This window comes from Aquamicrobium lusatiense, assembly GCF_014201615.1.
Taxonomy (GTDB): Bacteria; Pseudomonadota; Alphaproteobacteria; order Rhizobiales; family Rhizobiaceae; genus Mesorhizobium; species Mesorhizobium lusatiense.
This window is the reverse complement of sequence record NZ_JACHEU010000001.1, coordinates 740,516-758,325: the sequence shown is the minus strand read 5'-3', so window position 1 is coordinate 758,325 and position 17,810 is coordinate 740,516. Positions and strand designations below refer to the sequence as shown.

Annotated in this window: 16 protein-coding genes; 7 read left to right on the top strand and 9 right to left on the bottom strand. The window is 63.0% G+C overall.

Annotation, left to right across the window (positions count from 1 at the left end; genetic code table 11):
- Positions 1-110: 110 nt before the first annotated feature.
- The 8 genes from HNR59_RS03725 to HNR59_RS03690 all read right to left on the bottom strand — a co-directional run bounded on the left by HNR59_RS03725 (position 111) and on the right by HNR59_RS03690 (position 8,416).
- Positions 111-893 carry an enoyl-CoA hydratase/isomerase family protein gene (locus tag HNR59_RS03725; protein ID WP_183826149.1) on the bottom strand — a complete coding sequence of 261 codons (783 nt, stop codon included), beginning with the start codon at positions 891-893 and terminating at the stop codon, positions 111-113.
- 278 nt (positions 894-1,171) lie between these two features.
- Positions 1,172-2,107 (bottom strand): hypothetical protein, encoded by a 936-nt coding sequence (locus HNR59_RS03720; protein ID WP_183826146.1) that lies wholly within the window; start codon positions 2,105-2,107, stop codon positions 1,172-1,174.
- Positions 2,108-2,157: 50 nt separating this feature from the next.
- The gene (locus HNR59_RS03715) at positions 2,158-3,447 is read right to left on the bottom strand and encodes an NAD(P)/FAD-dependent oxidoreductase (RefSeq protein ID WP_183826143.1); all 1,290 of its coding nucleotides are present in this window, start codon (positions 3,445-3,447) and stop codon (positions 2,158-2,160) included.
- Complete coding sequence (locus tag HNR59_RS03710; RefSeq protein WP_183826140.1) at positions 3,434-4,192, bottom strand: amino acid ABC transporter ATP-binding protein; 759 nt, start codon at positions 4,190-4,192, stop codon at positions 3,434-3,436. Before HNR59_RS03710 ends, HNR59_RS03715 begins: the two co-directional genes overlap by 14 nt.
- Positions 4,193-4,205: 13 nt before the next feature.
- Entirely contained in the window at positions 4,206-4,859 is a 654-nt protein-coding gene (locus tag HNR59_RS03705) for an amino acid ABC transporter permease (RefSeq protein ID WP_183826137.1), read from the bottom strand.
- Complete coding sequence (locus HNR59_RS03700) at positions 4,856-6,445, bottom strand: AMP-binding protein (RefSeq protein ID WP_183826134.1); 1,590 nt, start codon at positions 6,443-6,445, stop codon at positions 4,856-4,858. The genes HNR59_RS03705 and HNR59_RS03700 overlap by 4 nt, the downstream gene beginning before the upstream one ends.
- 40 nt (positions 6,446-6,485) lie before the next feature.
- On the bottom strand, positions 6,486-7,493 hold the full coding sequence (locus tag HNR59_RS03695; RefSeq protein WP_183826131.1) for a hypothetical protein: 1,008 nt from the start codon (positions 7,491-7,493) through the stop codon (positions 6,486-6,488).
- Positions 7,494-7,663: 170 nt separating this feature from the next.
- The gene (locus HNR59_RS03690) at positions 7,664-8,416 is read right to left on the bottom strand and encodes a transporter substrate-binding domain-containing protein (protein WP_183826128.1); all 753 of its coding nucleotides are present in this window, start codon (positions 8,414-8,416) and stop codon (positions 7,664-7,666) included.
- Positions 8,417-8,833: 417 nt separating this feature from the next.
- Between HNR59_RS03690 and HNR59_RS03685 the strand changes: the two genes are divergently transcribed.
- A complete protein-coding gene (locus HNR59_RS03685) occupies positions 8,834-10,138 on the top strand; it encodes an NAD(P)/FAD-dependent oxidoreductase (protein WP_183826125.1) in 1,305 nt (434 codons plus the stop codon).
- A gap of 76 nt (positions 10,139-10,214) precedes the next feature.
- Here HNR59_RS03685 and HNR59_RS03680 read toward each other — a convergent pair whose 3' ends face one another.
- Positions 10,215-11,330, bottom strand: coding sequence for an ABC transporter ATP-binding protein (locus HNR59_RS03680; protein ID WP_183826122.1), 1,116 nt, complete (start codon positions 11,328-11,330; stop codon positions 10,215-10,217).
- 173 nt (positions 11,331-11,503) lie between these two features.
- Here HNR59_RS03680 and HNR59_RS03675 point away from each other — a divergent pair, with 173 nt between their 5' ends.
- The 6 genes from HNR59_RS03675 to HNR59_RS03650 all read left to right on the top strand — a co-directional run bounded on the left by HNR59_RS03675 (position 11,504) and on the right by HNR59_RS03650 (position 17,770).
- Positions 11,504-12,814 carry an aspartate aminotransferase family protein gene (locus HNR59_RS03675; protein WP_183826119.1) on the top strand — a complete coding sequence of 437 codons (1,311 nt, stop codon included), beginning with the start codon at positions 11,504-11,506 and terminating at the stop codon, positions 12,812-12,814.
- A gap of 35 nt (positions 12,815-12,849) precedes the next feature.
- Positions 12,850-13,374 (top strand): acyl-CoA thioesterase, encoded by a 525-nt coding sequence (locus HNR59_RS03670; RefSeq protein WP_183826116.1) that lies wholly within the window; start codon positions 12,850-12,852, stop codon positions 13,372-13,374.
- Between the two features lie 85 nt (positions 13,375-13,459).
- Entirely contained in the window at positions 13,460-14,521 is a 1,062-nt protein-coding gene (locus HNR59_RS03665; RefSeq protein WP_183826112.1) for an ABC transporter substrate-binding protein, read from the top strand.
- A 20-nt stretch (positions 14,522-14,541) separates the two neighbouring features.
- The gene (locus HNR59_RS03660; protein ID WP_183826109.1) at positions 14,542-15,741 is read left to right on the top strand and encodes an ABC transporter permease; all 1,200 of its coding nucleotides are present in this window, start codon (positions 14,542-14,544) and stop codon (positions 15,739-15,741) included.
- Between the two features lie 5 nt (positions 15,742-15,746).
- Positions 15,747-16,541: an ABC transporter permease gene (locus tag HNR59_RS03655; protein WP_183826106.1), complete on the top strand. Its 795-nt coding sequence runs from the start codon at positions 15,747-15,749 to the stop codon at positions 16,539-16,541.
- A 17-nt stretch (positions 16,542-16,558) separates the two neighbouring features.
- Positions 16,559-17,770 carry an acyl-CoA dehydrogenase family protein gene (locus HNR59_RS03650; protein WP_183826103.1) on the top strand — a complete coding sequence of 404 codons (1,212 nt, stop codon included), beginning with the start codon at positions 16,559-16,561 and terminating at the stop codon, positions 17,768-17,770.
- Positions 17,771-17,810 lie beyond the last annotated feature (40 nt).

Sequence of the window (17,810 nt, the reverse complement as noted above, 5' to 3'; positions counted from 1 at the left end):
GCCCCTTGGCGGGGCTGCTTCTTCCTGTGAACCGGCACAGTATCCACAGTGAAAGACTATGAACAGAACCGGCCGGTTTTTATGGGCACTTTCCCCATAGAAGGAAAGGCTCAGCGGGCAGCGTAACGCGCCGGACGGCGCTCCGCCCAGGCCTTGGCACCTTCCGTCGAATCCTCGGTCAGATGGATGAGCTTGTTCAGCTCGCGATAGATGCGCAAGCCATCGTTGAGCGGCAGTTCGCGACCGCGCAGAACGATCTCCTTGGTCATACGCACCGCCAGCGGCCCATTGCGGCAGATCTCGTCGGCCAGATCGTCGACCGTCTTCTGAAGATCGGCGACCGGAACCACGCGATTGACGATGCCAAGCCGATAGGCCTCCTGCGCATCGAAGCGGCGGCCGGTCATCAGCAGCTCCATCACCGCTCCAAGCGGCGCCGAGCGTGGCATCACCAGCGCACCGAAGCCATGCAGCACGCTCCACTTCACCTCCGGCGCGGCAAACATCGCATTGTCCGCGGCGATGCGGATGTCGCAGCTCATCGCCAGTTCCATGCCGCCGGCGAGACAGAAGCCATGCACGGCCGCGATCACCGGCTTGGACACCTGCAGCCCCATGTCGAAGCGGTCTGCCTTGAACGGCTTCCATTCAAACGGGCCCGTCGTCAGCGAGCCATGCAGGAGCTCAAGATCCGCACCGGCGGAGAAAGCGCGATCGCCCGCGCCACGCACCACGATCACCCAGATGTCGTCGTCCGCATCATATTCCTGCAGGCCGGCCGAAATCTCCTGATACATCTTGCGGGGCATGGCGTTCAGCTTGTCCGGCCGGTTGAGGGTCACATAGCCGACGCGATCGCGGCGCTCCATCGTGATGTAGGTCTTGTCCGACATGGTCTTTCTGTCTCCGTTGGTCTGATGCCTGAGAACACCCGCCCGCTCTCCGGGTCGCGAAGCGTCTCAAATTCTGGAAAATCGCGGAGCTATCTGAAAAGCCTCTGCGCACGGAGCGCCCGGCCTCCCCCACTCCTCCCGGTTAATTCCTCACCTTATTAACTTACCAAATGGTAGAATAAACAAACGTCTCAATCAACCAGCTTTTTGGAAAAACTCCAAATTAAAGGATTTTTCCCGTCTTCAGAGGTTTAACGAGAGTTCTGCAAGCACGCAAATTACCTTTCGGTAGATAATTCATGGATTTCATGCAAGGCCGAGGCCATGCCGAAGAGCCCCGCGCAACAGCCCGGATGGAACAGGACCACAGGTGCCGGTTCGCCCTTGCGCGACGGCTTTTCTCCGGCCAGCAGCCCACCCAGCTCATGATCGATCGGGAAAACGCCGGGCACCCTGCCGGCCTCGATCATCTGCCGGGCCTGAAGGGCGTCATCGGCGATCACCAGCAGCTCGCGCGCCCCTCGCCATGGCCGCAGCATGTCGACCGAGGAAAGCAGGGCATCGGGCTTCAGCCATCCGGTCTCCAGGAAAGGCTCGACACCGAAGGATTCCGAGATGGAGGAAACGACGATGTCGCCGCCGCGCACCGCTTCCTGCGGATCATCGCAGATGACCGTCGGGATGCCGCGCGCGGCTGCATAGTCGGCCAGCGCCTGCGACGAGTTGCGCGAGCGCGAATGCGAAAAGATCCGCTTCAGCGGAAACATCGCTGTCAGCGCATCGAGATGGAGCCTTGCCTGCAATCCCGCACCGATGAAGGAAACGGCCTCCACGCTTTGCGGCGCGAATTTCTGCGCGGCGATCAGGGTCATCACCACCGGCAGCACGCTGCTCATCATGTTGCCGTGGATGGTCAGCAGAGGCATCGCATCGCTGGACCGGAACAGCACCTGCGCCGAGCGATAGGTGGAGCGTGCGCCTTTGACCGGCTCGCGGTCCAGACCGACCAGATTGTGAAAGAAGGCGCGGTCCTGTTCCTGCCACAGGCCATGCGTGCCGATGGCATAGGCGCCGGAAGCGGCCAACTGCATCCGCTTCGGTTCGACCAGCATTTCACCCAGCGCATGGGCGGCCAGCGCGCGGGACACCGGCCCCGCCAGATCGATTGCACGCACGCCAAGTGCGGCAATCGCCGCATCGTCCATCACAAGCATGTTCAAACCTCCCTTTGCGGTCCGCTGCAATGGCCGCACGGCCCTCCGGCCTATTTCATGTAGCGGTCGTAGACGCGGTAAACACGGATGGCCGCGCCCAGCAGCGCCGGTCGCCTCTGCCATGCCGGCATGGAGGGCAGCGGAAGCCGGAACACGGTATCGGCATCGGCCGCGCCCAGAATGCGGCGCGCAATCTTGTGGCCGAGATAGCTCGACATGGTGATGCCGGTGCCGCAGCAGCCGATCATCCAGTGCACCCTGTCGCTGTTGCCCGTATGGGGAATGAGATCGGCCGTGATGGCAAAGCGCCCGGACCAGAAGAAGTCCATGGCGAGGCCCCGCGTTTGCGGAAACCGTCGTTCAAAGGCTTTCATGATGCGTCGCGCCTTGTCGGCGGTGCTGCCTTCCTGAAATCCGGCGCGGGCGCTGTAGACCAGTCTGGTTCCGCAGGGCGACAGCGCCATGTAGTTCAGCACCTTGCGCGTATCGCCGAAGATCTCCGCCCCGCGGATCACCTTTGCCAGACGATCGGGCGGCAGCTTCTCGGTGACGACGCAAAAGGCCGGAACCGCCGCGATCGATCTTGCCAATTGCGCCGACAGGGGCGTGTCGGGCCCGGTCTCGGCATTCGTCGCCAGAACGACATGGGCAGCCGTCACCCTGCCCAGAGATTCAAGCTCTACCTCTACACCTCCGGCAACCGGCTTCAGGCCGATCATTCGGGTGTTCTGCAACAGCTTGGCCGCCTGGGCCCGCGCCGCCCGGGCAAGCCCGTACTGATAGGCGGCCGGATTGACGGTGGCCGAATCCGGAACCAGCATGCCGCCACGGTAGACGTCGCTGCCGATGAAGCCGCGCAGTTCCTGTGCCGAAAGCAGCCGGGCCTCGGGAATGCGCGTCTTCATGGCCGGAAATTCCGATTGCAGGCGCCGCATCGACTTTTCGCTGTGAGCGGCCATGACGCGCGTGCAGCGGCGAAGATCGCAGCCGATCGCATGGTCGGCGATGATGCGCTCCGTATGGGCGCGCGCCAGAACGGCTTCGCGATAGACGGCTTGCGCCGTCTCCTCTCCGTAGCTGCCAGCGAGTTCGTGCAGCCGCGCCTTCGGAACATTGGCGAGCGAGCCTGCTGCCCGTGAGGAGGCTCCGTCACCGATGCGGCGCGCATCGACGACGAGCACATGCATGCCCTGCCGCGACAGTTCGAGCGCAGCGCTCAGGCCGCCATAACCGGCTCCCACCACCACCGCATCGAAGGCCTCGCCGGGAGAGATCGTATCGCTTTCGAGAGGATCGAAACCGGTAGACCAGAACAGGCGCTCGCGTTCAGCCATTGTCATAGCGCGCCGCCTTTTCTCCGGGATGGAGCACGCGTTGCAGGAAGTCGCGGGTACGCTCGTTCTGCGGCCGCCGGAGCAATTCGGACGGCGGGCCTTCCTCCAGAATTTCGCCGCGATCGAGGAACAGGACGCGGTTCGCCACCTCGGCCGCAAACCCCATCTCATGGGTCACCACCAGCATGGTCATGCCCTCACGCGCCAGATCTTCCATGACCACCAGAACGTCGCCGACCGTTTCGGGGTCGAGTGCGCTGGTCGGCTCGTCGAACAGCATGGCCCTCGGCTTCATGGCCAGCGCGCGTGCGATGGCAATGCGCTGCTGCTGCCCGCCGGAAAGCTGGGAGGGGTAGCTGTCGGCCTTGTCTGCCAACCCTACCTTGTGCAGCAGGGCCATGGCTTCTTCCTTTGCCGCCGCCTTCGGTCGCCTGCGCACCTGCACGGGGCCTTCAATGATATTGCCCAGCGCAGTCATGTGCGGGAACAGGTTGAAGCGCTGGAACACCATGCCGACCTCGGCCCGCACGGAGCCGATCGTCTTCGATGTCGTGTCCACGGTCATGCCGTCGATGGAGATGGTGCCGGAATCGTGGCGTTCGAGCCCGTTCACGCAGCGCAGCATGGTCGATTTCCCCGAGCCCGACGGGCCGATCAGGCAAACCACCTCGCCGCGCGCCACGGTGAAGGACATGGACTTCAGGACCCTGAGCGCCCCGAAGCATTTTGAAACCTCTTTGACTTCGATCATCCGGTTTCGCCCCTCACTTCGCTGCAAATCGACGTTCCAGCCATGCGTTCAGCGCTGTCAGCGGCAAGCTCATGACCAGATAGATGAAGGCGACCAGCGTGAAGACAGTCATGTTCTTGAAGGTCGATGAAGCGATAAGCTGGCCGGCGCGGGTGATCTCCGAAACCGTGATGGTGGAGGCAAGCGACGAGTCCTTCAGCATCATGATGGTGATGTTGCCATAGGGCGGCAGCACGATACGCACCGCCTGCGGCAGGATGATCCGGCGCATCAGCTGCGCCTTGCCCATGCCGATGCTCATCGCCGCCTCATACTGGCCCTTGTCCACCGCAAGGATGGCGGCCCGGAAATTCTCGGCGTGATAAGCGCTGTAGGCGACACCGAGGCCGATCACGCTGGCCGTAAAGGCGCTGAGATCGATACCGATCTCCGGCAGCACGAAATAGATGTACATCAGCTGCACGATGATCGGGATGCCGCGCAGACCGGTGATGATGGTCACCGCCGGCACATATAGGACGGGCAGGCTCGACATGCGCATCAGCGCCAGCGCCAGTCCCAGCACCGATGACAGGGCGAGCGACAGGAAAGCCACCTGAATGGTGACATAGGCGCCCTGCATGAGGATCGGCATGAACTGCCATGCATCTTCAAAGAACTGCGTCATCCCCTGCCCCTTTCGCCAAGCGAATCCCAAAGCTGTTCCCGCCGGACCTCATCCTTCAGCCTGAATTTCTGCGGCTTGCCGGTGGGTGTCTTGGGCACGGCATCGATGACGGTGAGGTAGCGGGGCACCATGAACTTCGGCAGCAGCGCTGCGATGCGCGCATGCAGTTCTTCCATGGCCAGATGCTGCCCCGGGCGGAAGACCACGCAGGCAAGCACCTCCTGCTCGGTGAGTTCGGAGGGCACGGCGACAACGGCCGATTCCAGAACCTCGGGAATGGCGTTGATGGCGTTCTCGACCTCTACCGAGGAGATATTCTCCCCGCGGCGGCGGATGGAATCCTTCAGCCGGTCGACGAAATAGTAGTAACCGTCGGCGTCGCGCCGAAAGAGATCTCCGCTGTGGAGCCACAGATTGCGCCACGCCGCCTGCGTTTCAGCCGGCCTGTTCCAGTACCCGACCATCACGATCCACGGCAGCTTCGGCCGCACCACGAGTTCGCCGATCTCGCCGACCGGTACTTCCTCGTCCAGTTCATCCACCAGCCGCACGTCATAGCGGTCCGTCCGCACCATGCCGCATGTCGAGGCGTTGGGCGGAGACAAGCCGGTGCCGATGACTCCATTGACCTCGGTGGAGGCATAGGAGGTGCACACCTGCACCCCGAACTTGTCGCAGAACTGAACATATTCAGGGATGAGCGGCGACATCAGCACCTTCTTCAGCGATGTCCGCTTTTCCCCGGGAGTGGTGCGGAACAGCATGCTGCCCATGGCGCCGAGCATGAAAGTGGTGGTCACGCCAAACCGCTCCACGTCCGACCAGAAATCGGTGATGCTGAACTTCGGCTTCAGAACCGCCGTCGCCTCGCGAATGAGGCAGTTGTAGATGACCGCCCACTGGCCGGCGATGTGGAACAGCGGCAGGGGCGCATAGTAGACATCGCCCGGACCGAGCTGGAGCGAATTGCCGCCCGCCGCATACTGATAGGCGTGCGCATGCGTCACCATCACCCCTTTCGAGGCGCCGGTGGTGCCCGAGGTGTACATGATCGAGGCGATACTGTTGTAGGCCGGGGCGGGCTCTTCCTTCAGCGGCGAACTATCCGCCTCCTGAAGCAAGGATGCGTAGTCGATCAGCTGAGCGTTGCCGGGCGGCCCAGAAGCTTCCTTGCCAACCACGATCAGCGTGTCCAGCTTCGAGCCGGCCGCGCCGAGCGCTTCGGTCACGGCGTGGCGAAAGCTTTCATGGACGATGATGCGGGTGGCCCCGGAATCGCGCACCAGATGCTCCAGCATCGCGCCGAAATAGGCCGTGTTCACCGGCACCTGAATGGCCCGCAGCTTCGCCAGCGCCAGCCAGCAATCGATAAATTCGATGCAGTTCGGCAGCATCACCAGAACCGTATCGCCCGCCGAGACGCCAAGGCCGGACAGGCCGCGCGCCAGCACCGACGAGCGCCTGTCCATGTCGGCGACCGAAAACCGGCTTTCTTCCGTGACGATCCAGACGCGCTGCGCGTCTTTCGACAACTGGTCGCGCAGGACATGAACCACATTGCATTCCGAGCCGTAATAATCGGCCATTCTGAAAAACCCCGACGAGAAAAATCTGATGCAGGCCGCTTCAGGCGCGGCAGGCGACGAGCGGAAGATCGGCCGTGGACCTGAGCCCCGGCGCGGCGGCGGCGAGCGGCCCGATGCTGTTGACCATGCGCGCCGAACTGCTGGTCATCGAGCCGGCGCCAGTCAGCACATCGCCGCTGATCTCGACCCGCATACTGGAATTGCCGCTGAGTTCCGTCACCATTCCCGGCTCTTCCTCCGGGCCGAACGGATCAAGATAGCCGTCGACCCCGAGCGTCAGCCGACGCTCCTCTTCGCAGATCAGCGTGACGCGGTGGCTGAAACCGCCGACCGTTCCGGCCGTCACCCGCACATGACGGCCCTGCCGGTCGCGCGTGGAGATGATGGGGCGCTTTTCCTCATGCTGGTCGGTCACCGCCCAGCGCAGTTCGCGGGCAACGAACCAGGCAGACTGCCACAGCGCCTTGAACAGGGTGATCTGGCCGGCCTGGTTCGCCTGATCGAACGCCTGCGGGGTGAGCCCGAAGCCGTAGCGCTTTATCACGTCCGGGCCCCAGACGCTGTAGTCGGCCCGGCGCCTGAAATCGATCGAGCGCACCTGCGCGCAGCAGCCCGTCAGCATCAGCGGAACGACATCGCTGAAAAAGCCGGGAATGGCGCCAACGCCCAGAACCCGGATGCCGGCGGCACCGGCAAGGGCCTCGATTTCGGCATGAAGCTGCGGCTGCAGCTTTTCGGTGTCGACAATGCCGTTGATGGTGATCAGATTGGCGCCTGCCGAAGCTGCCGCCCGGACCACGTCGACCATGTTGCCGGCATCGAACGTGGTTGCCTGAAGAATGACGTCGGGCTTCGTCTGAGAAAGACACGCCACCAGATCGGTAGCCAGTACCGGCGGGGGGGCCTCCGCGAAATCAAATTCGCCGAGATCGATGGCGTCGATCACGTCCTGCGTATCGACAATGCCCACGACCTGATGGTGCTTGCCGAGGAGCTGGCGCACATTCTCGCGCCCCACCGCCCCAAATCCAAGCTGCAGAACTCTCATGATCAACCTCTTGCGCTGTCACATTCCATAGGGGGAGCACGGGGCCGGAACTGCCTGCACCTGCCGCGGTGCGCCCGGGTCAATTGACGGGCCTTGTAAGAAAAGCCCTCATTGCCAACTCCGACCACGTGCGGGTGCCGCCAGACGCGCGCGTCCGGCGGCTGGAGGTGCTAGCGCAGGCCCCACTTGGTCTGCAGCTCCTCAAGCTTGCCGCTTTCCTTGATCTTCGCGATCCCGGCATTCAGCTTTTCGAGGAGTTCCGAATTGCCCTTCTTCACGGCCAGCGCCACCTGCCCGACATAGAAAGGCTCATAGGTCGGGACGAGCTTGATGGTCGCCGCATCGTTCTTGCTCAGCCGGTGTCGCATGATCGGTTCATCCGCAAAGCCGGCTGCGATGCGCCCCAGCTCCACGTCGCGCATGATGTCGGCAATTGCGGTATAGGTCTTGATTTCGGTGAAGCCGCCGAGCTTTTCCAGATAATCGTAGAACGCTGTTCCACCCTGGACGCCAATGGTCTTGCCGGCGAAATCGGCCGCCTTCGTGTAAGGCGTATCATCATCCTTTTTCACGATGACGGCATCGGTGTAGGGAAAGATCGGATCGGAGAAATCGACGATCTCGGCGCGCACCGGCGTGATGGTCACGGCGGCCGACATGATATCGATCTTGCCACCCTGAAGGGAAGGTATCAGCGCCTCGAACGGCACCGGCTGAATGTCGACCTTGATGCCCTGATCCTCGGCGATCGTGTTCATCAGATCGACCATCATGCCATCGATCTTGTTGGTGCTGATGTCGAGGAAGGTAAAGGGATTTCCGGTTGTGGTGGAACCGACTTTGTAAACAGGCTCTGCAGCCGATGCACAGACATGCAAAAGCGAAGCCAGGATCGCACCAATGAAGGCTTTTTTGGCAAACACGTCCATTCTCCCATGTTGTTTTTGTGACTGTTCAGGACGTGCGACGGCTGTCCGGCTCGCCGGAAGATCCCGCACGCTTCCCCTGCCGCTTTTGACGGCTTTTTATCATGACCGGCGAAGCGCATCGCGCTTCAGGCGATCAGCTTCCTGCTGATGCCGGGTGCAGGCAACATCGCCCGCTACGATGTTGGGGCCTCCCTCCCGACCAGCCATCTCTCTGCCCGATGCAGCAAGTTAACTTACCAAATGGTTGGTGAAAAGCGGTTTCCTGTCAACCGGATTCTTCACATATTTGGCGAAATAATGCGATATTAGCCTAAAATTATGAATCCACGGCGAAATCCTTCTTGTTGTTAAATTACCATATGGTAGCTTAAAGCAAGCAGCGATTGCTGCGACACCGGGATTAAACCGCCTATGCGCAGCAAGCAGATCTTCCATGAGAATTTCATATCCCGCCCCTATTGGTGGGACGCAGCACCACCTGTGAAGCGCAACGTCCCGCCGCCGGAAACGACGGATGTCGCCGTGGTGGGCGGAGGCTATGCAGGCCTTTCGGCCGCCCTGCGCCTGGCAGGCGGCGGCACGCGGGTCGCGGTTCTGGAAGCCGGAGACTTCGGCACCGGTGCTTCCAGCCGCAATGCGGGACTGGTAAGCGGCGGCAACTATCTGGGCAAAGGGCTGAAGGGCCTTTCCGAGGCAGAGGCGGCAACCCTGATGGGCGAGGCCTTCCGGGCGCTCGACCTCGTCGAGGAGATCATCGCCGCAGAGCGCATCGAATGCCACTATGAGCGCACCGGCCGCGTCGTCGCGGCAGCGGTGCCGGCCCACTATACGGCGCTTGCCGGGACGCTCGACCGGCTGAACAGCTTCGCCGGTTCGGAGGCCTCCATGCTGCCGCGTGAAAAACAGCGCACGGAAATCGCAACCGACGCCTATAGCGGCGGCATGATCGTCAACCGGACGGGAAAGCTGCACCCGGCCCTCTATCTGCATGGCTTGCTGCGCGCGGCGGAAGCGGCCGGCGCCAGCCTGCATTCGGATGCTGTGGTTCAGACGATCGAAGGAGCGCGAGGCCATTTCGAGCTTTCCACGAGCCGCGGCAAGGTCAGGGCGCGCGAGGTGATCATCGCCACAAACGGCTATACGGGTACGCTGACGCCGTGGCTGCGCCGGCGCGTCGTTCCCGTGGCAAGCTACATGATCGCCACCGAGACCCTTCCGCCCGATCTCGCGGCTTCGCTGCTGCCCAATGGACGGACCCTGACGGACTCGCGGCGGGTGCTGCGGTTCGCGCGCATGTCGCCGGATGGCAGCCGGATGCTGTTCGGAGGCCGCGCCAGATTTACGCCGCAGGCACCGCAAGAAGCTGCGCCCGTCCTGCACCGCTTCATGAGCGAGATCTTTCCTCAGCTCAAAGACTTCCGCGTCTCCCATGCCTGGTGCGGAAACGTCGCCTTCACCTTCGACTTCCTCCCCCATGCGGGGGAGCAGGACGGCCTGCACTATTGCCTTGGCTGCAATGGCAGCGGCGTGGCGATGATGACCATGCTCGGGCGCAAGGTCGCCGAGCGCATCCTCGGCGCCGCGAGCGCAGGTGCCTTCGAGCGCCCCTCTTTCCCGACCCGACCGCTCTACAGAGGCGATCCGCGCCTGTTCCTGCCGCTGGTCGGCGGCGTCTACAAGCTCGGGGACTGGCTGGACCGGAAACGGGTCCGCTGAAATCGGAAAGCCGCGCCGGAGCAGACTGGCTGGATAGAGGACACTGGCTGCCTGCGAGTGTCCCCGCACCATCCTGCTATTGCGCCTCCCGCGCAGCTCTCGAATAGACGAAGGCGGCGGCGGGGTCGAAACGGATCACCGCCGGCCCCGGCCGGGCCGCTTCAAAGCCCTGCCCGGCAGGAAGCTTGCAGATCATGCTGTGGGGCCCTACCCGCAGGGTGACGCGCTGGTGATCGCCCATGAACACCGCGTCGCTGATGTCCACTCTGAGGCGGTTTTCATCGGCATGGGCAGCCGCGCTGTTGTTGTCTCCGGCGATCCGCAGCGCCTCCGGGCGCACCGTCAGCACGGCCTCATCGCCGGGGGCGATGCTGCAGCGCGCATTGCCGCGCACGGTCTGGCCGTCATCCAGCTGCGCCTGAGCCACGCCCTCACTGACCTGCGAAATGCGCACGTCGAGAGAATTGGTTTCGCCGATGAAGGTGGCGACAAAATGCGAGGCGGGGTCATTGTAGAGCGCTTCGGGATCCGCCACCTGCAACAGCCGGCCGGAATTGAACACCGCGACGCGATCCGACATCGACAGCGCCTCACCCTGATCATGGGTGACATAGACCATGGTGACGCCCAGCTCGCGCTGCAGGCGCTTGATCTCGAACTGCATGTGATGGCGCAGGTTCTTGTCCAGCGCCGCCAGCGGCTCATCCATCAGCACCAGCCCCGGATCGAACACCAGCGCCCGCGCCAGAGCCACGCGCTGCTGCTGGCCGCCGGAAAGCTGAGCCGGATAACGTTGCGCATATTGCTCAAGCTGCACCAGTTGCAGCGCATTGCGCACACGTCCGGCAATGTCGGCCGAGGCGCATTTTCGCGCCTTCAGCGGAAAAGCCACATTCTGCGCCACGGTGAGATGCGGAAACAGGGCATAGTTCTGGAAGACGACACCAAAATTACGGCGGTTGGCCGGCACGCTTTCGACCGACCTGCCCTGATACAGGATCGAGCCGCCACTTGGCTTGTCGAAGCCCGCCAGCAGCATAAGCGCCGTGGTCTTGCCGGATCCAGAAGGGCCGAGCAGCGTCAGGAACTCGCCATTGCCGATTTCGAGGTCGATCCCGCTCAGTGCGGTAAAGGCACCATATCGCTTGGCCACATCGCGGAATTCGACAAGTGGCGTGGCCGCAGCAACCATCAGTCCTCCAGACAAACATTGAAAAGCACAACCACCCGCAACGACGGGCGCAGATCCTGTTTCCGGCTCCGGATTTTGCGCAGCGCGGATACTTGCATCTCGCATAAAGCTGCTATACGGTCAAGCCATTATCAAAATATGGGACATAATCCCAAAATACAGGACAATGAAAAATGGGTGCAGGTCTTTCGCTCAAAACCTCCGCTGCTCTTTATGAGCAGGCAAAATCCTTCCTGCCCGGCGGTTCGACGCGCGCCACCCTGTTCCGCAAGCCTCACCCGTTTTATGTCAGCCATGGCGAAGGCGCTTACATCTGGGATGCCGACGGCAACCGCTATCTGGATCTGGCCAACAACTTCATGTCGCTGATCCACGGCCATGCGAATCCCCGCATCATCGAAGCGGTTTCGGCGCAGCTGGCGCGCGGCACATGCTTCTCGATGTCGACCGAGTCCGAGATTGCGATGAGCGCGGCCCTGCAGGAGCGCGCGCCCAGCTTCGAGCGCATCTGCTTTGCCAACACCGGCACCGAGGCGGTGCTGTTCGCACTGAAGGCGGCGCGCGCCTATACCGGCCGCACGCTCGTCGCCAAGGTGGAGGGCTGCTATCACGGCCTGTCCGATTTCGCCGAGGTCAGCGTCGCGCCGGAACCCGACGCCTGGGGCGAAACGGCACCCGCCTCGGTGCCCTACAGCATCGGCGCCCCGCAGGCGGTTCTGGACAATGTGGTGGTGCTGCCCTTCAACGATCTGGAAAAGGCCCTGTCGATCCTCAACGACGTCGGTGACCGGCTCGCCTGCGTTCTCGTCGATCCGGTGCCGAGCCGTGCCGGCCTGGCGCCGGCTCAGGCCGACTATCTGCAGGGGCTGCGCGATTTCTGCACCCGCTCCGGAGCCTTGCTGATCTTCGATCAGGTGATGTCCTTCCGCCTCGCCTATGGCGGTGTCGAAGAGTATTTCGGCGTCACGCCCGACCTTTCGTGCCTCGGCAAGATCATCGGCGGCGGCTTCCCTATCGGCGCGCTTGCCGGACGCGTCGACGTGATGGACGTCTTCAATCCCGAAAGTGGCCGCCCGAAGGTGTTCTTTGGCGGCACGTTTGCCGCCAATCCGATCAGCATGACGGCGGGTCTGGTCGCGCTCGATCTCTATGGACGGCAGGAAGTCGCCCGCACCAATGCGCTTGGCGACAGGCTTCGCGACGAGATGAACGAGTGGATGCGCGCCAGCGGCATCGAGGCCTGCGTGACCGGCGCCGGTTCGCTGTTCAAGTTCCATCTGGGGCGCAGCGAAGTCCGCGACTACCGGTCGGCCTGGGTGGACGTGGCGCAACGCAAGGTCACCGCGGATTTCGTCGACGCGCTGGCCACGCGCGGCTTCCACATCATTCCTTCAGGGCTCGGCTGCCTGTCCACCGCCGTCACGCCGGAAGACATCGATGCGATGATCGCAGCCAGCAAGGAAGCGCTCAGGGCGATGCACTGAAACCGGATTGTCCACGCCGCACACAAGGAGGCCTGTTGGAAAAGCGATCCGCCACTTTCCATGCCCCGCCAGAGGCCCACGATCCGGCAGGGTCGTGGCCGAAGCCCGGGGGCATGGTTTTTTGCCACCGTCTGCGGGTCCGCTTTTCGGAAGTGGATGCCCAGAAGGTCGTCTTCTTCGGAAACTATTTCACTTATTTCGATGTCGCGCTGACCGAATTCAGCCGGGCGCACGGCATCCGGTCCCTGCTCCCGCAGGATCATGAGTTTCACGTCGTGCATGCCAGCACGGATTATGTCCGGCCGATCCGGCATGATGAGGAGATCGACGTCGCCATCCAGCCGGAGCGCGTCGGAACGTCTTCCATCACCTTCCGGACGGTCATTTCCGGCAGCAGCCGGCAGGACGTGAGAGCCCGGGGTCTGATCGTCTGGGTTCTGACCGATCAGTCTTCCGGGCGCGGGGCGCCCTTGCCTCAGCCCATAAGGCAGGCGCTGCCCGCTTCCCATCCCGCCCCTGAGCAGAGCAGCGAGGGAGCAGGACGGGAAGTCCGCACTTGAAATATAACTTTCCAAATAGTATTAAAATCAACCGGACGGTAGAAAAATGGCAAAAGCCCACGTTCGCCCACTCAGGGAGGAAGTCATGAAGTTCTCATTCGCAAGCTGGCTCACAGCCGCCATTGCCGGCGTCACCGCTGTTTCGGCCATGCCGGCCGCGGCCCAGCAGCAACTCACCATCGCCTCATGGGGCGGCACATATCAGGAAAACCAGAAGGAGGTTCTGTTCACCCCCTTCACTGCCGAAACGGGCATCGCCATCCGTGAAGACAACTACCTTGGCGGCTGGGCTCCTTTTCAGGCCATGGCTGACACCGGCACCTACAAGTGGGATGTGGTGCAGACGGAAGGTCCCGAATTGCTGCGCGGCTGCGAGGAAGGTGTTTTTCTGAAGCTCGACTGGTCGAAGATCCCGAATTCGGACAAGCTTATCCCTGAAGCGAAAGGCGAATGCGGCCTCGGCGTCGTCACCATCGGCTCCATCATCATCTACAATACCGGCGCGTTCGCCACACCGCCACAGAAGATGACGGACTTCTTCGATCTGGAAAAGTTCCCCGGCAAGCGTGGCATCCGCAAAGGACCGAAGATCAATCTCGAATATGCGCTGATGGCGGCAGGCATCGACCTCAACGACATCTACAAGACGCTGAGCACGCCCGAAGGGCTGGATCTCGCATTCAGCAAGCTGGACGAGATCAAGAGCGAGCTTGTTACCTGGGAAGCGGGCGCGCAGCCAATCGACATGGTTTCCGGCGGCTCCGTCGTCATGTCCATCGCCTATAACGGACGCTTCGCCGTCGCCAGGGAAGATGGCCGACCGATCGATGCGATCTGGGACAAGGGCACCTATTCGATGGACTACTGGGCAGTCCCGGCCGGAACGAAGGACGCGGAAGCGGCCTACAGCTTCCTCAACTTCTATGCCGATGACGAGCGGCAGGCGGAGTTCGTGAAGAGGACCAATTACGGGCCTACCGCACGCGGTGCGGAAGATCTGCTCACACCGGAAAAGCGTGAGATGGTTCCGACGGTCGGCAGGCTGAAGACGCATCTCTTCTCCTCCAACACGGAAGCCCTGAATTTCTGGCTCGACAACTATCCGTCGCTGCTCGAACGCTGGAACGCCTGGATTTCCTCCAACTGAAATCACCTGGGACGATCGCGATGAACGGCCACCGCTCGCCATTTTCCGCCAATCCGCTGGCGGCGACCGGCTTCCTCATTCCCGCGATCGTCGCCGCGCTGCTGCTGGCGGCCCTGCCGCTCGCTCTGGTGTTGTCAAAAGCCTTCTACGACACACAGGTGCGCGACGCCTTTCCGCAAACGCTTGAGGCGCTGGCCGGCTGGGAGGCTTCGGCACGACTCCCGGACAGTGCGCCCGACGCCCTCGCTCACGACCTGAAGAGCGCCTATGCGGACCAGACGCTTGCCGGCGCCGCCACCAAGCTCAACGAACGCAGCAGTGGCCTGCGCTCGGTGATCATGGGCACCGCCCGGCGTCTGGCGCGTGGGGACGGCACAGACATCGCGGCAACGCTTCAGCAAAGCTCGCCGCTCTGGGCCGAGCCACAAATCTGGGCGACCATACAGGCGGCCGGAAAGCCGTTCAGCCTCGTCAATCTCGGCCGCGTCTTTGCCCCTTCAGTCCCAGCTGCCGACGGCGCGGCGCGGACCATCGGCGTTTACGGGGACATGCTGGTGCGCACGCTCACCATCAGTCTCGGCGTCACCCTGCTGACCATTCTGATCGGCTATCCGCTGGCCTATACGCTGACCTTCGCCCCGCCCGGCCTCAAACGTCCGCTGTTCCTGCTCAGCTTCATTCCGCTGTGGATGTCGCTGCTCGGACGCGCGGCGGCATGGGTCATTCTGCTGCAGAAAAACGGCGTGGTGGACACGGTGGCGCAGACGCTCGGCCTCGCCAGCGAGCCGCTCGGCCTGCTTTATTCGCGCGCCGGCGTCTACATCGCCATGACCCATGTGCTGCTGCCGTGCTTCGTCTATCCGTGCTACTCGGCCATGGCCAACATCCCGCGCAATCACGTCACCGCCGCCCTGTCGCTCGGCGCTTCCGGCTGGCGCAGCTTCCGCATCGTGTTCCTGCCGCAAACCCTGGGCGGGGTCGCGGCCGGCGCCACTCTGGTCTTCGTCCTGTCTATGGGCTTCTACCTCACGCCCGCGCTGGTCGGCGGGCCGGCGGACCAGATGCTGAGCTACATGGTCTCCGAAATCACCCTCAAGATCGGCGATGCGGGCATGGCAAGCACGCTCGCCGCGCTGCTCATCCTGACCATGCTGATCGGCGCCCTTGCCATCCATCTGGCCGTGCATCTGCTGCGCCGCCTGCTGCTTCTGGGGGCCTGAGCACGATGAAACAGGTCAACGCCATCATGGGGCTGCTTGCCGCCGGCGCCCTGCTTTTCCTGCTGATGCCGATCGTCACCATCCTGCCGATCGCGCTCTCTTCCGGCGATTACATCAGCTATCCGCTGCCCGGCCTGTCGCTGCGCTGGCTGAGCCAGGTCGCTCTTCATCCGGGCTGGCGTGAAGCACTCGCCAACAGCATCTTCATCGCGCTGGGTTCGGCCATGCTCGCGACCCTTTTCGGCACGCTGGCCGCCGTCGGCCTTGTGCAGGCAGCGCCGCGACAGGCGCGCGCCCTGCGCGGCCTGCTGATGCTGCCGGTTGCCATTCCCTCGGTCGTTCTGGGACTGGGGCTCTATTTCCTCCTCGCCCGCGCCGGGCTGCTCTCGACCTATACGGGCCTTATCCTCGCTCATGCCACCATCTCCTTCCCGCTGGTGATGGTGGTCGTCGGGGCAAGTCTGGCCACCACCGATCTGGTCGTCATCCGCGCCGCCCAGAGCCTTGGTGCGGGATGGCGGATGATCTTCCTGAGCGTGCTGGTGCCGATGCTCTATCCGGCCATCCTTGCCGGCTTCATCCTGGCGTTCCTGAATTCGTTCGATGAGGTGATCGTCACCATGTTCATCGCCGGGCCGGAACAGAACACCGTGCCGCGGGTGCTGTTCGCCAATCTGCGTGACAGGCTCGATCCCTCGGTGGTCGCCGTCACCGTGCTTATGCTGCTGCTGTCGGCGTTGCTCGGCCTGTTGCTCCAGTTGCTTGCCCGATGGACGCAACGGCGCCCCGCCGATCAATAGAATCACGAGGAGGAAACATGTTCGACTGTACCGAGAGAACCGCCGGGCTTCGCCAGCGCCTGCTGGCATTCATGGATGAACATATCTACCCGAACGAGGCGGCGCTGCTCGCCCACGAGCATGGTCCGGAGCGCTGGCAGACAGCACCCCTCATCGAAACGCTGAAGGAAAAAGCGAAGCAACAGGGCCTGTGGAACCTGTTCCTGCCCGAAAGCGAGCTCGGCGCGGGGCTCTCCAATCTCGACTACGCGCATCTGTGCGAGATCATGGGCCGCTCGCCCTTCGCACCGGAAGTCTTCAACTGCGCGGCCCCCGACACCGGCAACATGGAAGTGCTGGCCCGCTACGGAACGGAGGAGCAGAAGCAGCGCTGGCTGCTGCCCCTGCTGGCAGGCGAGATCCGTTCCTGTTTTTCCATGACCGAGCCGGCGGTGGCCTCGTCCGATGCCACCAACATCGAGTGCTCGATCCGCCGCGACGGCGACGACTATGTCATCAACGGCCGCAAATGGTGGTCATCCGGGGCCATGGATCCGCGCTGCCGCATCGCCATCGTCATGGGCAAGACCGATCCTTCCGAGAAGCGCTACCGGCAGCAATCGATGATCCTCGTGCCGCTCGACACGCCCGGCGTGAAGATCGAACGGGCGCTGACCGTGTTCGGCTACGATCACGCGCCCCATGGCCATGCGGAAATCAGCTACGACAATGTGCGCGTGCCGGCATCGAACATCCTGCTTGGCGAAGGACGCGGTTTCGAGATCGCGCAGGGCCGCCTCGGGCCCGGCCGCATCCATCATTGCATGCGCACCATCGGCATTGCCGAGCGCGCGCTGGAGACGATGGTGGAGCGCGCCCGTTCGCGCACAGCCTTCGGCCGCACGCTGCTCGAAATGGGCTCCGTGCGCGAGCAGATCGCACAGTCCCGCATCGAGATCGAGCAGACCCGCCTTCTCACGCTCAGGGCCGCCGACATGATGGACAGGGCCGGCAACAAGGTCGCGCGTCTGGAAATCGCCATGATCAAGGCAGTGGCGCCGGCCATGGCCTGTCGCGTCATCGACAGGGCCATTCAGGTGCATGGCGCGGCCGGTGTTTCGCAGGACACCTTCCTGGCTTCGGCTTATGCACGCGTGCGCTCCTTGCGGCTTGCCGACGGACCCGACGAGGTTCACCTCGAAACCATCGCCAAGCTCGAAATCGGCAAGAACGCCGAACGCGCAGCCTGAGGCGACATCGCTCCCGGATTCACGCCCGGCGCTCCTGCAT